The 16,326-nt window shown below is 59.2% G+C and carries 13 protein-coding genes; 3 read left to right on the top strand and 10 right to left on the bottom strand.

The features are described 5' to 3' along the window. The first annotated feature begins 36 nt into the window (after positions 1-36). Positions 37-954 (top strand): transposase, encoded by a 918-nt coding sequence (locus JW799_RS01550; protein WP_205428385.1) that lies wholly within the window; start codon positions 37-39, stop codon positions 952-954. A gap of 833 nt (positions 955-1,787) precedes the next feature. Here the strand turns inward: JW799_RS01550 and JW799_RS01555 are convergent. From JW799_RS01555 to JW799_RS01585, 7 genes are all read right to left on the bottom strand, one after another. Further along, entirely contained in the window at positions 1,788-3,257 is a 1,470-nt protein-coding gene (locus tag JW799_RS01555) for a tagaturonate epimerase family protein (RefSeq protein ID WP_205428387.1), read from the bottom strand. A 122-nt stretch (positions 3,258-3,379) separates the two neighbouring features. Beyond that, positions 3,380-4,798: a nickel pincer cofactor biosynthesis protein LarC gene (gene larC / locus JW799_RS01560; protein ID WP_205432762.1), complete on the bottom strand. Its 1,419-nt coding sequence runs from the start codon at positions 4,796-4,798 to the stop codon at positions 3,380-3,382. A gap of 5 nt (positions 4,799-4,803) precedes the next feature. Then, complete coding sequence (gene larB / locus JW799_RS01565) at positions 4,804-5,484, bottom strand: nickel pincer cofactor biosynthesis protein LarB (protein ID WP_080836352.1); 681 nt, start codon at positions 5,482-5,484, stop codon at positions 4,804-4,806. After that, positions 5,481-6,299, bottom strand: coding sequence for an ATP-dependent sacrificial sulfur transferase LarE (gene larE / locus JW799_RS01570; protein ID WP_080836350.1), 819 nt, complete (start codon positions 6,297-6,299; stop codon positions 5,481-5,483). The genes larB and larE overlap by 4 nt, the downstream gene beginning before the upstream one ends. A gap of 18 nt (positions 6,300-6,317) precedes the next feature. Then, the gene (locus tag JW799_RS01575) at positions 6,318-7,838 is read right to left on the bottom strand and encodes a gluconokinase (RefSeq protein ID WP_080836348.1); all 1,521 of its coding nucleotides are present in this window, start codon (positions 7,836-7,838) and stop codon (positions 6,318-6,320) included. Beyond that, a complete protein-coding gene (locus JW799_RS01580) occupies positions 7,835-9,109 on the bottom strand; it encodes a nickel pincer cofactor-dependent isomerase, group 22 (protein ID WP_205428388.1) in 1,275 nt (424 codons plus the stop codon). Before JW799_RS01580 ends, JW799_RS01575 begins: the two co-directional genes overlap by 4 nt. Continuing rightward, entirely contained in the window at positions 9,106-9,873 is a 768-nt protein-coding gene (locus tag JW799_RS01585; protein WP_205428389.1) for an SDR family oxidoreductase, read from the bottom strand. Before JW799_RS01585 ends, JW799_RS01580 begins: the two co-directional genes overlap by 4 nt. Positions 9,874-10,063: 190 nt before the next feature. Here JW799_RS01585 and JW799_RS01590 point away from each other — a divergent pair, with 190 nt between their 5' ends. Further along, positions 10,064-11,086 carry a LacI family DNA-binding transcriptional regulator gene (locus tag JW799_RS01590; protein ID WP_080836341.1) on the top strand — a complete coding sequence of 341 codons (1,023 nt, stop codon included), beginning with the start codon at positions 10,064-10,066 and terminating at the stop codon, positions 11,084-11,086. Positions 11,087-11,198: 112 nt separating this feature from the next. Here the strand turns inward: JW799_RS01590 and JW799_RS01595 are convergent, their stop codons facing one another. Next, positions 11,199-12,548 carry a glucose-6-phosphate isomerase gene (locus tag JW799_RS01595; protein ID WP_080836340.1) on the bottom strand — a complete coding sequence of 450 codons (1,350 nt, stop codon included), beginning with the start codon at positions 12,546-12,548 and terminating at the stop codon, positions 11,199-11,201. 201 nt (positions 12,549-12,749) lie between these two features. Here JW799_RS01595 and JW799_RS01600 point away from each other — a divergent pair, with 201 nt between their 5' ends. Further along, a complete protein-coding gene (locus JW799_RS01600) occupies positions 12,750-13,637 on the top strand; it encodes an NAD(P)-dependent oxidoreductase (protein ID WP_080836338.1) in 888 nt (295 codons plus the stop codon). 286 nt (positions 13,638-13,923) lie between these two features. On the opposite strand, the gene ppnP is transcribed toward JW799_RS01600, so the two are convergent. Beyond that, entirely contained in the window at positions 13,924-14,235 is a 312-nt protein-coding gene (gene ppnP, locus JW799_RS01605) for a pyrimidine/purine nucleoside phosphorylase (protein ID WP_080836337.1), read from the bottom strand. A gap of 74 nt (positions 14,236-14,309) precedes the next feature. Beyond that, positions 14,310-16,325: a transketolase gene (tkt, locus tag JW799_RS01610; RefSeq protein WP_080836335.1), complete on the bottom strand. Its 2,016-nt coding sequence runs from the start codon at positions 16,323-16,325 to the stop codon at positions 14,310-14,312. Position 16,326: the final 1 nt, after the last annotated feature.

Genomic DNA, 16,326 nt, shown 5'->3' on the forward strand with positions numbered 1-16,326 from the left:
AAAAACAATCCCGTTGCCGAATCGGAGGAATGCGCCGTGATCGAGCTGATGTCCTTTGAGGAGTTTTGCGAGTTGGTTCGCGATGAAAGCCACTGTATCCGGATCTTGTTTCAGGCAAAATGGCCCCATGGCTTCCGCTGTCCTCGCTGCGCGCATCCTCACGCTTCCGTCACTTCCACCCGCCGGCTTCCTTTATACGACTGCCGCGCTTGCGGCAAGCAAACATCGCTTACGGTCGGCACGATTATGGAGGGCAGCCGCACGCCGCTTCGGCTCTGGTTTCAGGCTCTTTTTCTGCATGCCCAGCCCGACGATATCAATGCCGTGCAATTGTCCGAACGGATCGGCGTTACCTATAAAACAAGCTGGCTCATGTGCCACAAAATTCGTCATGCCATGCGGCAAGCGGAGGACGGACAGCTGCTCACCGGCACCGTCTGCATGATCAACGCGATATACAGCGAAAAATTCCGCGCCTCCGCAGAAGGGCACAAGCAGGAACAGCCCGTGATCGTCGGCGCCAGCGTGGGCCTCTGCGAGGAGATGTCCCGGATCAAAATCAAAAAGCAGCCCAAAACGCCCCGCAGCCGGGCGCCCGAAATATCCGATCGGGATCGGTTCGAGGAGGAATGGGTAGACGAGGAGGCCGATGTCGATCTTCGTTGGCGCCTCATGCGCTATCGTTCCGGAAAGCTGAAGCGGATTTTCAAAACCGCCGAAAACTGGCTGGCGGACTTATTTCGCGGCATCAGCAGCAAGCATCTGCAGGCGTATCTGGAGCATTTTTGCTATTTGTGGAACCGGCAAGCGGGGATGATTTTCATCGAGCTGTTAATCGACTGCGCAACGCGGTCCACCATCACCTATCCGGCTTTGACGGGGACGCCCGGCAAGAGCAAGCACGTTCGCTCGCTTGCCGCTATTCCTCCCGCCTACTTCCCATCTGCAAGTTGAGTTGAATTGAATGAAACTCTATTTGATGATTCTTACCCACGATTCGGCCTATTTACGGGTCGGCTTCCAAAATGATTTACTCTGATTTGATTCCTTCCATGCACGTTCGATGTTCATACTGGTGCCGATTACCGTTTATGTCCGTTCCGGTTTCATGCCGCCGAATGTCTTTTATATGCCGCTACGGTTTTACGCCGCCGATTGCTGCAAGCCACTGCGATTCCACGCTGTCGATTATCTTCTATAAGCCATTCCGCTTTCATACCGTGGATTATCTTCTATAAGCCACCACGGTCCCAAGCTGCCGTTTGCCCTTAACGGTTCCACACCCGATCACCTTCAAAAAGCTATTCCGATTCCATATTACAGCTAATTACCGTCTACGGTTGTTCCGTTTCTTTTGCGATTATCGGGTTTCTGCTTGCCGTGGGGGGATTGCCTCAGGCACAATAATAACGCAGTTTCATTTCCTGAGCGAACGGGATTTCGTAACAAGCGGTTTTTTTCGGCAATGTGTCCTGGCGGGAATTTCGCGACTAGCGAATTCTTGTAATAGTTGGTCCTTGGCGGGATGATTGTGACTAGCGAATCTTTTGCGGCAATTTGTCCCGGGTGATGATTTTGTGACTAGCGAATCTTTTGCGGCAATTCGTTCTGGTGAGGGTGATCGTGACTAGCGAATTTTTGCGGTAAAATCGTTTTGGCGAACTTCTGAGTGAACGGGATACCGTCGTAAGGGGGAAAAAAGAGAAACATACCTCTCCGAGACCGGCCCCCAAAAAAAGCCCGAAGCCCCGCTCGGGGAACTTCAGGCTTTAACCCGTTTCAACCGTTTATTTGACTCCGAGCAAATCCAAATGCTTGCCGATATGCTTTTTGAGCGCATGGGCATAGTCTTCTTCCCGCTCGCTCAACGTTCGGAAAAACTCGTCGCGGAACAGGCTGGATCCGTCCTCCCGCTTGGCCTGCAACAGGATGCCGTACGTAATATGCAGAAGCTGGCGAGCGTCGTTTTCCTCCATGTATTTCGGCAATTCTTCGTCGGTAACTTCCTTCAGCGGCCGGATGTTGTCCAGATTTGTCGTGACATGATAATAAGCCGTCGCTTCTTCGAAATGCTCCAGAGCATATTGATGCATCTTGCGGTACAATGACGGGTTCGTTCGAGCGACGATCCGCACGGCTTCCAGCCAGTTCGTGCCTGCCGTCTTGACGTGGAAGCGGCCGTTCGTATATTTGCCGACAAGCGCGAACACGCTGAATTTGTCGCTGCCGGAGTGAATGCTCAGCTTGTAGCCGAAATGATCGGCAATCGCCGCGTGAACGGCCAGCTCCTGCTCAAATTGGGCGAGATCCCCGATATAGTCGATTCCTTTTTGGAATTCGCCGATGAACCGGGGAGCCATGCTGAAAATGTCGACGTTTTTGGCGTTCAGTTCCGAAGCGACGAGGAAGTGCGATCCGGGAGCCGTAGGCGTCAGCGTTTCATCGATCGAAATTTCGAAATCGACGGCGCGGTCGGCGGTTTTAATGTACTTTTCGTAAATAAAAACCATAAACTCGATCGCTTCATGGTACACGAGCACATCGCGTTTCAGCGTAGCGGCGTCGAAATGGATCGATTGCGAACCTGCCGTAAACGTTTTGTTCAAATAGTTGGACTCATAATGGGTGCGAACGGCCTCCGGCAAAGCTTCGTATTTGCGGTTGACTTCCGCTTCGTCCGCTTGGGCGGCCGCGTTGTCGATTTGTTCGGAGCAATCCAGCGTCAGCATCGTAAACCCTAGATCGAGCGACATGCGGATGTCTTCTTCTTTTTTCAAATGGTCCCCGTCCGCGCCGTAGCCTTCCGTATAGCCTTCCTGAAGCGCCGCATAAGCAGCCGCGTCGATGACCTGCTTATAATCGCGGCCGGTCAGGGCAAGCTCGCGAATGCTTTGCTGGGCCAGAATGGGATGGATCGCACGGCCTTTTACCGTTTGCAAATGACCCGGTCCGGCAATGCCAAGTCGGTCTCCAAGTCCGATCGTCGTGCTTTGCTTGCCGAACGCTTGCGGAACGGTAAACGGAAAAAACTTGTTAATGACCAGACGGTTGGCATGCGACAGCTCGCACAGCTTGACGCCGTTTGCCGTTTCGCCTTCAAGCTCGTCGATAAGCTTGCCGCTTCCTTCGGCCAAAATGTATTTGCGATCGGCGGCCTTCACGATTTGCAGCTTGGTCCCTTCATGTTCGTGCTTGGAACGAGGATAAACATATGCATTTCCTGCCGCGACTTGTTCAATCACCGATTGAGCTCCCATATCCAACCTTCTCCTCTCATGATAACAACGTTGTTATTTTCATTTAGAAAAATAGTCCGGGGTAAATGCCTAATTGACGTTATCGTCCCTCATTTTGCCCCGGAGTTGCAACAAATCTATTTTTAGGAGTCGATCTCCCCGAATCGCTTCAGCGTTTCCCGATAAACCGTACGAAGGGAGACCCCGTAGGCTTTTGCCGCTTGCGCGGCGTCCTCAAACTCTGGCGAAGCCTGGACCAGCTTATCTTTTTCGTAGCCGAGCTTGACCCGCACGATGCCGAAAGGCGTTTCGACTTGCTGCCACTTTCGTTCCAGCATTCGCCGGGTTCGCTCGCTTCTGCGGACTCCGAAAGTGGTCGTCTCCTTAAGCAGCGTCGTTTCACAGGCATCGGCATCGACCGGCAAACAAATGACGGTGACGTGCACGCCGGGGCGGTTTTTTTTCATATATACGGGCGCGTAAAACACGTCCAGCGCTCCGGACGCAAACAATCGCTCCATCGCATAGCCCATCGTTTCACCCGTCGCGTCGTCGATTTGCGCTTCCAGGACGACGACTTTCTCGCCTGGCGAAGACGACTTCGTTCGCTTCAGCAAAATCGCCCGGAGCACGTTCGGATGCTCGAAGTCCTTGTTGCCCGCCCCGTACCCGATCCTGTCCATCGTCCCTTCGGGAATCGCACCGAACTCGGAAGCCAGCGCCTTCGCAAGGCCCGCTCCGGTCGGAGTCGTCAGCTCGGCGCTGACGGGAAAGGAGGCCAGCGGAACGCCGCGAAGAAGTTCGGCCGTCGCCGGCGCCGGTACCGGATACAGTCCGTGCGCGATCCGCACTTTGCCCATGCCGGTCGGAATCGGCGAGGCTACGATGTCTTCGACCCCTAAATCCTCAAGCGCCAAACAAACGCCGATAATGTCGACGATCGAGTCCATCGCGCCGACTTCGTGAAAATGCACTTCGGCGGGATCGATGCCGTGAATTTTACCCTCCGCGGCTGCGATGAGCGTAAATACGCTTCGGCTGCGCTCTTTTACGCGGGGCGGCAGCTCGGAGTTCGAAATCATCGCGAGAATATCGGCCGCCTTGCGATGCTCATGGTCGTGCGAGTGCGCATGCGCATGCCCGTGGCTGTGGTCGTGATCGTGGCTGTGATGGTGCGCATGTCCGTGGCTATGGTCGTGATCATGGCTATGTTCATGATCATGGCCGTGGTGATGCGCATGCCCGTGGCTGTGGTCGTGATCGTGGCCGTGATGGTGCGCATGCCCGTGGCTGTGGTCGTGATCGTGGCCGTGATGGTGCGCATGTCCGTGGCTATGGTCGTGACCGGGTTCATGGCCAGGCTCGGAAAAAGTCAGCTTGAGCAGCTTGGCGGAAATGCCGCGGCGGACGACGGGCACGAACGCCATCGCGAACGGATCTAGCGGCAGCTTGCGCAAATGCGATTCGATGTAGGCCGGATCGGCCCCGAGGTCGACGAGCGCCGCCAGCGTCATATCCCCCGCGATGCCGGAAAAACAGTCCAGATAAAGAGTCGTTTTCATGTCGCTCATCGCGCCGCCTCCGCCGCCAGTTGTTGGATCATCGCCGCATTGTAGCCGGCGCCGAAGCCGTTGTCGATATTGACGACGGATACGCCCGCCGCGCACGAGGTCAGCATGGAGAGCAGCGGCGTCAAGCCTTGAAAATGCGCGCCATAGCCGACGGATGTCGGTACCGCGATGACGGGCCTGCGAACCATGCCTCCCACGACGCTGGCCAGCGCTCCCTCCATGCCGGCGACGACGATGACGACGTTCGCTTCCCGAATGCGGTCCCGCTGGGCCAAAATCCGGTCGATGCCCGCCACGCCCACGTCATAGATGCGCTCGATTTCGCAGCCCATCCATTCGGCCGTTCCGGCCGCTTCCTCGGCTACCGGGATGTCCCCGGTTCCTCCGGTAAGAACGGAGACCTTCCCGGGAAACCGCCTGGGCGACGTTCCGTAAACGACAAGCCCCGACCTCGGGTCATGCTTGGCTTCCGGGAACGCGGACAGAATCGCCGCTGCCATCTCCGACGACGATCGGGTGAGCAGCGCCCGGCCGTGCTTTTCCACCAGCTTGGCGAATATGGCCGACGCTTGTTCCGCCGTTTTTCCCGGTCCGAACACGACCTCGGGATGCCCGGTTCGTTCTTCTCTTGCTACGTCCAGCTTGCAAAAATCCATATCCTCGAATCCGCCGTTCACGCCTTCGCACGCTCCAATGCCCGATTCATGCTTCCGCTCGCATAGCCCGCCAAATCCATTGCGACATGCGTATACCCAATTTCTCTCAACTCCCGGACGATATCGGCGCCGCGTTCGACGAGGCGCGCCATATCCCGGGGCTCCACCTCGATGCGGGCGACGTCGCCGTGCGATCGTACCCGCACCTGGCGAATGCCAAGCGACCGGACGAAACGCTCCGCCTGCCCCACTCGGGTCAGCTTTTCCATCGTGATCGTTTCGCCGTAGGCGATTCGCGACGAAAGGCAGGCGAAGGAGGGCTTATCCCAAGTGGGCAATCCCATCTGGCGGGACAAGGCGCGAATTTCTTCCTTGTAAAGTCCCGCCTCCTGCAGCGGTCCCCGCGCGCCGTGCTCGCGGGCCGCGCGAATGCCGGGACGGTGTTCGTTCATGTCGTCGGCGATCAATCCGTACGCGACGTGCCGGTAACGCCCGCCGCTGACGAATGGCGTCAAATGCTCGAACAAGCTTTTTTTGCAAAAATAGCAGCGATTGCCGTTATTCTCTTTGTAGCCGGGAATGGCAAGCTCCGACGTTTCGATGACCTCGTGGGAAGCTCCCAATTGCTTGGCCAGCCTGCGCGCTTCTTCCAGTTCCTCGGACGGATACGTTTCCGAGTCGGCGGTTACGGCCAGCACCCGCTGCGGACCGAGCGTATCCAATGCCGCCTTCAGCAAAAACGTGCTGTCCACCCCGCCGGAAAAAGCGATTACCACCGACTCCATTTCGGTCAAAATGGCCTGGAGCTTTTCATATTTCTCCGCCTCTTGCGCCATCGAAGCCGTCCCTCCTTTTTAGCCCGGGAGCGCTTGCCGCTGTTCAAAGCCGGTAAGGTCCTTCATGCTGTCTTTTAGCTTATCATACAATCCGAGATAAATCGGAAAAAGTTCGCGGTAGGCGTTCGCGCGCTCCGGGTTCGGCTCGTAGACTTGCGAAACGGTGCCGGGCCAGCGCAGCAGCGGCCCTTGGCCGTCCTCCATGGCGTAAAATCCGAGCTGCGCCGCTCCAAGCCCGGAGCTCTCGATGATTTCGGGCACGGCGACGGGAACGCCGAGCAAGTCGGCCGCCATTTGACACCAGGCCGCCGAACGGGCAAATCCGCCCGAAGCGAGCAACCGATCCGGAGATCCCGCGCGTTCCTCCAGAAGCGTTTGAATCGCGCGAATTTGAAAAAGGACGCCTTCCAGTCCGGCCTTGAGCAAATGCTCCTCCTTGTGGGCGAGCGTCAGGCCGAACCACGTTCCCCGCGCGTGAGCGTCCCAGAACGGCGCCCGCTCGCCGGAAAGCAGCGGCATCATGAGCAAGCCGTTGGAGCCGGGCGGCACCGATTCCGTCAACGGCACAACCTCTTCCATCGGCCGGCCCGGGTACAATCGTTCGGCCGCCCATTGGGCCACGATGCCGCCGTTGTTGGAGGCTCCTCCGACGACCCAGCGGTCTTCGGTGAGCGCGTAACAGAACAGCCGTCCTTGCGGATCGAGCGACGGTTCGCCGACCATGGCGCGGACGGCGCTGCTCGTGCCGATCGTGACGGCGAACAGCCCCGGCCCGGCCGCGCCGATGCCCAGATTGGCCAGCACGCCGTCCGACGCGCCGAGGACAAACGGGGTATCCGGCGCAAGGCCGAGCCGCCGCGCGGCCGTTTCCGGGAGCCCGGTCAGCCGGAAGGTCGTCGGCTTCGGCTCCGGCAATTGCTCCGGCGCGATGCCCGCCAGCTTGAGCGCGCCTTCGTCCCAGTCCAGCGTCCGCAAGTTAAACAATCCGGTCGCGCTGGCGATCGAATGGTCGACGACATAGCGCCCGAACAGCCGCATCAGCACGTATTCCTTGATGCCGATCCATTTGCGGACGGAGGCGAACAGCTCGGGCTGCCGCTCCCGCATCCAGATCAGCTTGACGAGCGGCGACATCGGATGCACGGGCGTTCCCGTGCGCAAATACACCTCGAGCCCCGAGCCGTCCCGGTTGAGCCGGTCCGCCTGCTCCGCGCTTCGCTGATCGGCGAACGTCAGGCTCGGCGTGAGGGGAATTCCCGCGCCGTCGACCCCGATCAGGCTGTGCATCGCGGCGCTGAACGAAACGCACAGCACCTGGTCCGGCCGCAATCCCGCCGCCTCTGCCGTGTCCCGGATCGTCCGCGCGACCGCCTCGAAAATCTCCTCCGGGTCCTGCTCCGCATAGCCCGGCTTCGGCGTATGCAGCGGGTAGCCCTGCGAGCGGCTCGCCAGGACGTTGCCGTCCGAATCGATGGCCAGCGTCTTCGTGCTCGTCGTTCCGATGTCGACCGCCAAAACGCAAGAAGTCGTTCCGCTCATTTCGGCAAATATCCTTCCTCGTCGAATTCGAACTCGTAAGGCCCTTCCAGCACTTCGATCTGCGGATGCTTCAGCGCCTCGGGCAGCAGCGTCTCCGAAATCTCGATCTCGCCGAGATGCAGCGTATCGCGGATACGAACGAGCCTGCATTGCTCGTAATCGAGGATGTTGCACGTCTTGACCGCGGCTTTGATCGCTTCCCGGTCGTTCGGCAGCGTCGTCGCCTGCTTCGTCGGCGCGCATACGGTCGAAGTCAGGCCGTTGGCGTACGTGCCCGGCCAATCCGTTTTGTCCACGAGCCGCTGCGTCGTAAAGTCCGCCGTGCCGACGCCGTTCGCGTTGCCTTTGGATTCGGGCGTAAGATCGAGCACGACCATCTTCGTCACTTCGGGGCCGCCGAACGCGTAAGGCGTCGGATAGCGCCCGGTAATGTTCGGGTCGGCGCCGTCTCCGCTGATGTTTTTCCCGATGTAGTCGATGACGAGCACGTCGATTTGCGGAAAAAGAATTTGCGGAAGACGGGATTTCGCTTCCTCCAGCAAAGGTGGCTCCTTCTCCAGCATCTCGGACGCGGCCACTACTTCGACCCGGCAAATCTGGTCGTAGGCGTTTTCCACGACGGCCACGCCGTAGATGATCGGCAGCTTCTGAAGCATCACCTCGGCCATCGCGGGCACGTTTTCCGCCATATACTTGAAGCCGAGCTGGTGGCACGCTTCCGCGCCTTTTTGCTTGCCGAGCCCGATCGCGATCATTTTCAGCAGGCCGCTTTCGACCTTGCCGCGGAACGCCGTGTGCGGCTTGATCCGGTTGATGACGACAATGACGTCGGCCTCTTTGGCGGCGATGGCGTCGCAGTATACCGGAAGTCCGTTCGGCAGGCGATCCAGCAAAACGACTTCCATCGAGGAACGGACCGGAGCGCCCATCCGCTCCTCGGAAACGCCCAGATGCGCGAGCACGTCCTTCTGCCCTTCGGCCGTCGCCCCGCCATGGCTGCCCATGCAAGGCACGATGAACGGCTCGGCCCCCTGGCGCTTCAAATCGTCGATGACCGCCTTCGTCAGCTCGTCGATGCGCGAGACGCCGCGGCTGCCGACGGCCACCGCCACCTTCTGCCCCGGCTTGACGGCCGCCGCGGGGGCGGCGCGCAGTTTCGCGGCCAGTTCGCCGATCGGGTCCGCCAGCTTGTCGTCGGCGAACTTTTGGCGAATGCGGACCATTTTCGGAATCGGGATTCCTTCCAGCAGCTTCGTCAAAATGTCGTTCATATCGTCATCGCCCCGAATCCGCCGTCGACCCGCAGCGTCGTTCCGGTCACGAACGAAGACGCCTTGGCCGACGCGAGATAAACGATCGCGCCCTGCAGCTCCTCCGGATTGCCGAAACGCCCCATCGGGGTGTGGCCCATAATCGACTGCACCCGCTCGGGGGACAGGATTTTGCGGTTTTGCTCGGCCGGGAAAAAGCCCGGAATAATGGCGTTCACCCGCACGTTATGCGGGGCGAATTCGCGCGCGAGAAATTTGGTGATGCTGTTGATGCCCGCTTTCGAAGCGGAATACGTGAACACCTTGGACAACGGCGGATCGGACGACACGGAGGAAATGTTGACGATCGAGCCTCCCTCGCCCTGGTCGATCAAATGCTTGCCGAAAATTTGCGCCGTGACGACCGCGCTCTTCAGGTTGACGTCCATAATGCGGTCCCATTCTTCCATCTTCAGCTCGAAAAACGGAGTCGGGCTGTTCATCCCCGCACAGTGGACGACCGTATCGACGCGTCCGCCCCATTCGAGTACCCGGCGAAGCACTTCGCGCAAATCTTCCTCGCGGGTGGCGTCGGCCGCGAACGTCGCCGCCTCTCCTCCCGCTTCGGCGATGCGCAAGCGAACGGCTTCCGCCTTTTCCATATCCCTGCCGACGACGGCAACCTTGGAGCCCGCGCCCGCAAGCGCTTCCGACATCGCTCCGCCCAGCACGCCGTTGCCGCCGATGACGACGGAAACGGTGCCCGTCAAATCAAACAAATTCATGTCCATCCCCCAATTGCGCCAACTGGAACGCGCTTAATAACAACGTTGTTATTGCCATCATAGCCGAAACGATTCCCGATGTCCATACATCCCGAAAATGAAAATGAGGCTTTCTTTTCATTCCGCGATCGATTAAGATTAAAGAAAATAACAACGTTGTTAAAAAACTGTGCGGAGGTTGTCGCGTCCTATGTCCGTAACGATTAAAGACATCGCCGAGCGTGCCGGAGTGAGTTTTTCGACCGTCTCGAAGGCGCTTCGCAACAGTCCGCTCGTTCAGGAGAAGACAAAGGCGAAAATACTCGCCATCGCCGAGGAGATGGGCTACCGGCCGAACATCGCCGCCCGGAGCCTCGTCTCCAAGCGCAGCGGGGTCGTCGGCGTCGTCTGGCCGTCCGTCGAGCGCACGACGCTGTCCGCCCTGATCACGCTGATCAATGCGGAGCTTGAGGACAGCGGCTACGCTACGCTGCTGTCGATCAACCGGGCCGACGCCGCCATCGAGACGTTCCGCCGCTTCCAGGTGGACGCGATCTTGCTGTTTTCGGAAAAGGACGAGCCGCTGCTCGGCGTCCCGAGCCCGTCCGGCATCCCGATTCTGTGCTACGGGAACGCCGTCCGTTCCGGGTTCCCGTCGCTCGACGTCAACCGGCAAAAGGCGGTGCGCCTCGCCGTCCGGCACCTGTACGAGCTGGGTCACCGGGATATCGCCTACATCGGCCGGCCGGAGGGGGGCGACCCCCTCCAAGAAGAAAAGGCGTCGGCGTTTCTCGACGAGCTGCGGCGGCTCGGAAAGCGGGAGCCGGCGGAAAAGGCGGTCGCCGCCATTTCCGGCATGGAGTTCCACGACGGCTACGTTGCCGCCAAGGAGCTGCTCAAGCGGCGCGACCGGCCGACGGCGCTGTTCGGCGGCAGCTACGATCTCACCCGCGGCATGATGCGCGCGGCGGCGGAATCGGGCATCCGCGTCCCCGACGACGTCTCGATCGTCGGTTACGACCACATTCCGCAGATGGACAACTTGGAAGTCCCGGTCACCTCCGTCGGCGTCGACATCGCGACCATCGCCGCTACGTTGGCCCGCAGGCTGATCGCCATGATCGAGGAGACCGGAGCACGAGGGAATGGCGCCGAAGGGTCCGCCGTCCTGCTCGAGCCCGAACTCGTCGTGCGGACGTCGACCGCGCCGCCCGCCGCCCCGGCAAGGCGCTGAGATCTCTTCGATAAGATCGCCGCGAGGAGATCGCCGCGAAGCCAATAACGCGGACAAAAAAACGGCCGCATCCCCCGTTTCGGGATGAGGCCGTTTTTTGGCGCTGTCGTACTTACAGGCGAGCTTCCAGCGCTTTTTTCTCCGCTTCGAAGCCCGGTTTGCCAAGCAGCGCGAACATGTTTTTCTTGTATGCCTCGACCCCCGGCTGATCGAACGGGTTGACGCCGAGCAAGTAGCCGCTCACGCCGCACGCGATTTCGAAGAAGTAGACGAGCTGGCCGAACGTATGCGGAGTCATATCCGGCAGGTGAACGACCAGATTCGGCACTTGGCCGTCCGTGTGCGCGAGGAGCGTGCCCTCGAACGCCTTTTTGTTGACGAAGTCGAGCGTTTTGCCCGCCAGGAAGTTCAGGCCGTCCAGATCGGCCGGGTCGCTCTCGATCGTAATCTGCTCCGGCACCTCGCCGACCTGCAGCACCGTTTCGAAAATAATCCGGTTGCCCTCTTGAATAAATTGCCCCATCGAGTGCAAATCCGTGGAAAAGTCAACCGATGCGGGATAAATGCCCTTGTAATCCTTGCCTTCGCTTTCCCCGTACAGCTGCTTCCACCATTCGGACACGAAGTGCAGGCCCGGCTCGTAGTTGACGAGAATTTCCACCGTCTTGCCTTTGCGATACAGCGCGTTGCGGATCGCCGCGTATTGGTAAGCCGGATTCTCGCTCACGTTCGGATTGTTATACAGCTTGGCCGCTTCCTGCGCGCCCTTCATGATCGCTTCGATATCGATGCCCGCCGTGGCGATCGGCAGCAGGCCGACGGCCGTCAGAACCGAATAGCGTCCGCCCACGTCGTCCGGAATGACGAACGTTTCGTAGCCTTCTTCGGTCGCCAGCTTCTTGAGAGCTCCGCGCGCCTTGTCGGTCGTGGCGTAGATGCGCTTCTTGGCGGCTTCCTTGCCGTACTTCTTCTCCAGCGCGTCGCGGAAAATGCGGAAAGCGATCGCCGGCTCGGTCGTCGTGCCGGATTTGGAAATGACGTTGATCGACCAGTCCTTGCCTTCGAGCGCCTGAAGCAGGTGGGTTACGTAGGTGGAGCTGATGTTGTTGCCGGCGAAGAAAATTTGCGGCGTTTTGCGCTGTTCTTTGCCGAGCGTATTGTAAAACGAGTGCGACAGCATCTCGATCGCGGCGCGGGCGCCGAGATAGGAGCCGCCGATGCCGATGACGACGAGCGCTTCCGAATCGGACTGAATTTGCTTCGCGGCCGCCTGAATGCGGGCGAATTCCTCTTTGTCGTAATCGAACGGCAGGTTGATCCAGCCGAGATAGTCGGATCCGGTGCCGGTACCGTTATGCAGCTGCTCATGCGCGAGGCGGATGGCCGGAGCCAGATTGTCGATCTCGTTTTGCCCGATGAATTGCAGCGCTTTGGAATAATCCAAACGAATGTTAGCGGACACTTTACACTTCTCCCTTCAATTCCTATCGGCACGCATAAAGGCGCGCGTCGCTTCTTTGATTTACGTAGCTTAAGGATACTCAAAAAAAAGACGCGGCACAAGCTTGTACGAATGAGTTTCATTAAGTCTTCATCTTATAAGTTCCCATCATTAGGAAAATATGATACAAAGGTTATGATGAAAAGAATGGAGGTTTCACCCGTGAAAAAAATCGGATTTGTCGGACTTGGCGTCATGGGCCAGCCCATGGCGGCCAACCTGGTTCGCAAGGGATACGAACTGGCCGTCTACAATCGCACGCCGGGAAAAACGGCGGAGCTCGAAAAGCTTGGCGCCGTCGCGGCGTCATCCCCGGCAGAGCTTGCGGAAACCTCGGAAGTCGTCATGACGATGATCAGCAACGACCGGGCGATCGAGGACGTCTATTTCGGGCACGAAGGCATTATGGAGGGAATTCGGGCAGGATCGACCGTCATTGACAGCAGCACGATTTCGCCGAGCCTCGCGAAGCGGCTTGCCGCCGAGCTAGGCGCGAAGTCGGCCGGCTTCCTGGACGCGCCGGTAACGGGAAGCAAGCCGGCCGCCATCGACGGCACGCTGCTGTTTATGGTTGGCGGCCCTAAGGCGACCGTGGACGCGTGCCGCGAGCTGCTGCTGGCGATGGGGCGCGAAGTGCTTCACATGGGGGAAAACGGAAGCGGGGCCTCGGCGAAGCTTGCCCACAATACGATCGTCGGCATCAACGCCGCCGGGCTGTTCGAAGGCATGGCGATCGCGGCCAAAGCGGGGATCGACGCCGAATCGTTCCTCCGCGTCGTACAGGGCGGCGGCGCCGCGAGCAAACAGGCCGAGCTGAAAGGGCGCAAAGTAATCGAGCATGAGTTCAGCGTTCAGTTTTCGCTGGCGCTCATGCTGAAGGATCTGAAGCTGTCGTCCGCGTTGACGGACGGGCTCGGCGTGCCGACGCCGATGCTGGAAGCGGCCAAAAGCCTGTTCCAGGCCGGCCAGTCGGCCGGCTACGGCGACGAGGATCTGGCCGCGCTCGCCCGCATTTACGAATCGTGGATCGGCCGGCGCATCGGGGAGTGAGGTCGGCGTGCCCCCGTACTCGGTAATCCGTTTTGCGCTGCCTGGTTGCGATATCCCGTTCGCTCAGTGCTGCGCTTTTTGTCCGGATACCGAAACCAGAAGCGTTTAGTTTGCCTATCACCGACCCAACGGGATACCGCCATAAAGTGCGACAAAAACCCGTACTGACCCAACGGGATACCGCCATAAAGTGCGAAGACGCGCTGCACATGCCCGAAGAAACTTAAAAAACCTTCCCCGATGAACGACGCGTTCGCAAGGGAAGGTTTTTGGCTTTCGCATTCGATTACAGGTAGGAACAAAGATAATCGGTCGTTTGCGTAACTTTTAATTTGAACTTCGAGTTGGCCGGAACGGTGAACTCGCCCGTACCGGAAATCGAAATCCACTCCTCGCTTCCGGGAAGCTGCACGGTCAGCTCTCCGGCCATAATTTTCATAATTTCGGTTTGCGAAGTGCCGAACTCGTAATCGCCCGGCAGCATGATGCCAAGCGTCTTATGGGTTCCGTCCGGAAATTTGACGGTACGGCTCGTGACTTTTCCTTCGAAATAAATGTTCGCTTGCTTGACGACGCTGACGTTATCGAATTGGGACATGTTGGAAAGCCTCCTGTGTGATGGCAACGGCCTTATGAAGCGCCCGGCGGCTTTCGCCCCGGGCGCCCGTTGAATTACAGCAATTTATTGAACTGTGCGATGACGTTTTCGACGGTAAAGCCGTATTCCTTGATGACGCGGTCGCCCGGAGCGGAAGCGCCGAAGGTGGAAATGCCGAGAATCGCGCCGCTATCCCCGACATACCGTTCCCAGCCGAACGGGGAAGCCATTTCGATCGCAAGGCGGGCTTTGACCGATTTCGGCAGCACGCTTTCCTTGTATTCCGTCGATTGCTTCTCGAACAGGTCCCAGCTCGGCAGGCTGACGACGCGGACGTGAACGCCTTGTTCGGCAAGCGCCTTTTGCGAAGCGATCGCGAGCTGAACTTCCGACCCCGTCGCGATCAGAATGCCTTGCGGATTGCCGTTTGCGGCTTCGGAAATGACGTATCCGCCCTTGGCGATGCCTTCGCGCGCTTTTTCCGCCGTGCCGGCCAAGATCGGCAGGTTTTGGCGGGTGAGAACGAGCGCAACCGGATTGGCGTTGTTTTGGACGGCGTACGCCCAAGCGGCGGACGTTTCGTTGCCGTCAGCCGGACGGATGACCGTCAATCCCGGGATGACGCGAATCGATGCCAGCTGCTCGATCGGCTCATGGGTAGGGCCGTCTTCGCCGACGGCGATCGAGTCGTGGGTCAGCACGTAGACGACCGGTTGTTTCATGATCGCGGCGAGACGAACGGCCGGACGCAAATAGTCGGTGAAGACGAAGAACGTGCCGCCGTAAACCTTCAGGCCTCCGTGCAGCGAGATGCCGTTCATCGCCGCGGCCATCCCGAACTCGCGAACGCCGAAATAAATGTTGCGGCCGTCGTATTGGCCGGCCTTGTATACGGGCAAACCTTTCAGATGGGTCATCGTCGAGCTTTCCAGGTCGGCGGAACCGCCGACGAGGTGCGGAACGTTTTTCGCCAGTCCGTTGAGCGCGTTGCCCGAAGCGACGCGGGTCGACAGAGGCTTGTCTTCCGTCGAATAAACCGGGAGATCCGCATCCCAACCTTGCGGCAAACCGCCGGAAACGGCGTTTTCGAATTGGGCTGCGAGCTCCGCGTGCGCCGATTTGTACTTGGCATACAGCTCGTCCCATGCGGCATTCGCCTTCTCGCCTTTCGCTTTCACTTCGGCAAAGTGAGCGCGGACTTCGTCCGGCACATGGAATTCTTCATGCTCCCATTCGTAAAACGCCTTGGTAAGCTTCGCTTCCTCGGAGCCGAGCGGGGAACCGTGCGGTCCGGCGTGTCCGCCTTTGCCGCCCTTGTTCGGCGAGCCGTAGCCGATGACCGTTTTGACTTCGATCAGCGTCGGCTTGCCCGTTTCGGCCTGGGCGGCGGCGATCGCTTCGGACAGCGCGCCGAGGTCGTTGCCGTCTTCCACCCGCAGCACTTGCCAGTTATATCCTTCAAAACGCTTGGCGACGTTTTCCGAGAACGAAAGGTTCAGTTCGCCGTCGAGCGAGATGTCGTTCGAATCGTAAAGCACGATCAGCTTGCCCAGCTTCAGGTGTCCCGCAAGCGATGCGGCTTCGGAGGAAATGCCCTCCATCAAGTCGCCGTCGCCGCAAATGGAGTAGGTGTAGTGGTTGATCAGGTCGAAGCCTTCGCGGTTATAGGTGGCCCCAAGCTGAGCTTCGGCCATCGCCATGCCGACGGCCATCGCGATCCCTTGGCCAAGCGGACCCGTCGTAGCGTCGACGCCGGCCGTGTGCCCGACTTCCGGATGCCCCGGAGTCAAGGAGCCCCATTGGCGGAAGTTTTTCAGTTCTTCGATCGGCAGGTCGTAGCCGCTCAAATGGAGCAGCGAGTAAAGCAGCATCGAGCCGTGGCCCGCGGACAGAACGAAACGGTCGCGGTTGATCCAGGTCGGATTGGACGGGTTGTGGGTCATCGTTTTGGCAAACAGTTGATAGCCCATCGGCGCAGCGCCCATCGGCATGCCCGGGTGGCCGGATTTAGCTTTCTCGATGGCGTCGATCGCCAGCGTACGAACCGTCGTAACCGACAATTGTTCAATGGATTTCGCACTTGCGGTCATT

This window comes from Cohnella algarum, assembly GCF_016937515.1.
Classification (GTDB): Bacteria; Bacillota; Bacilli; order Paenibacillales; family Paenibacillaceae; genus Cohnella; species Cohnella algarum.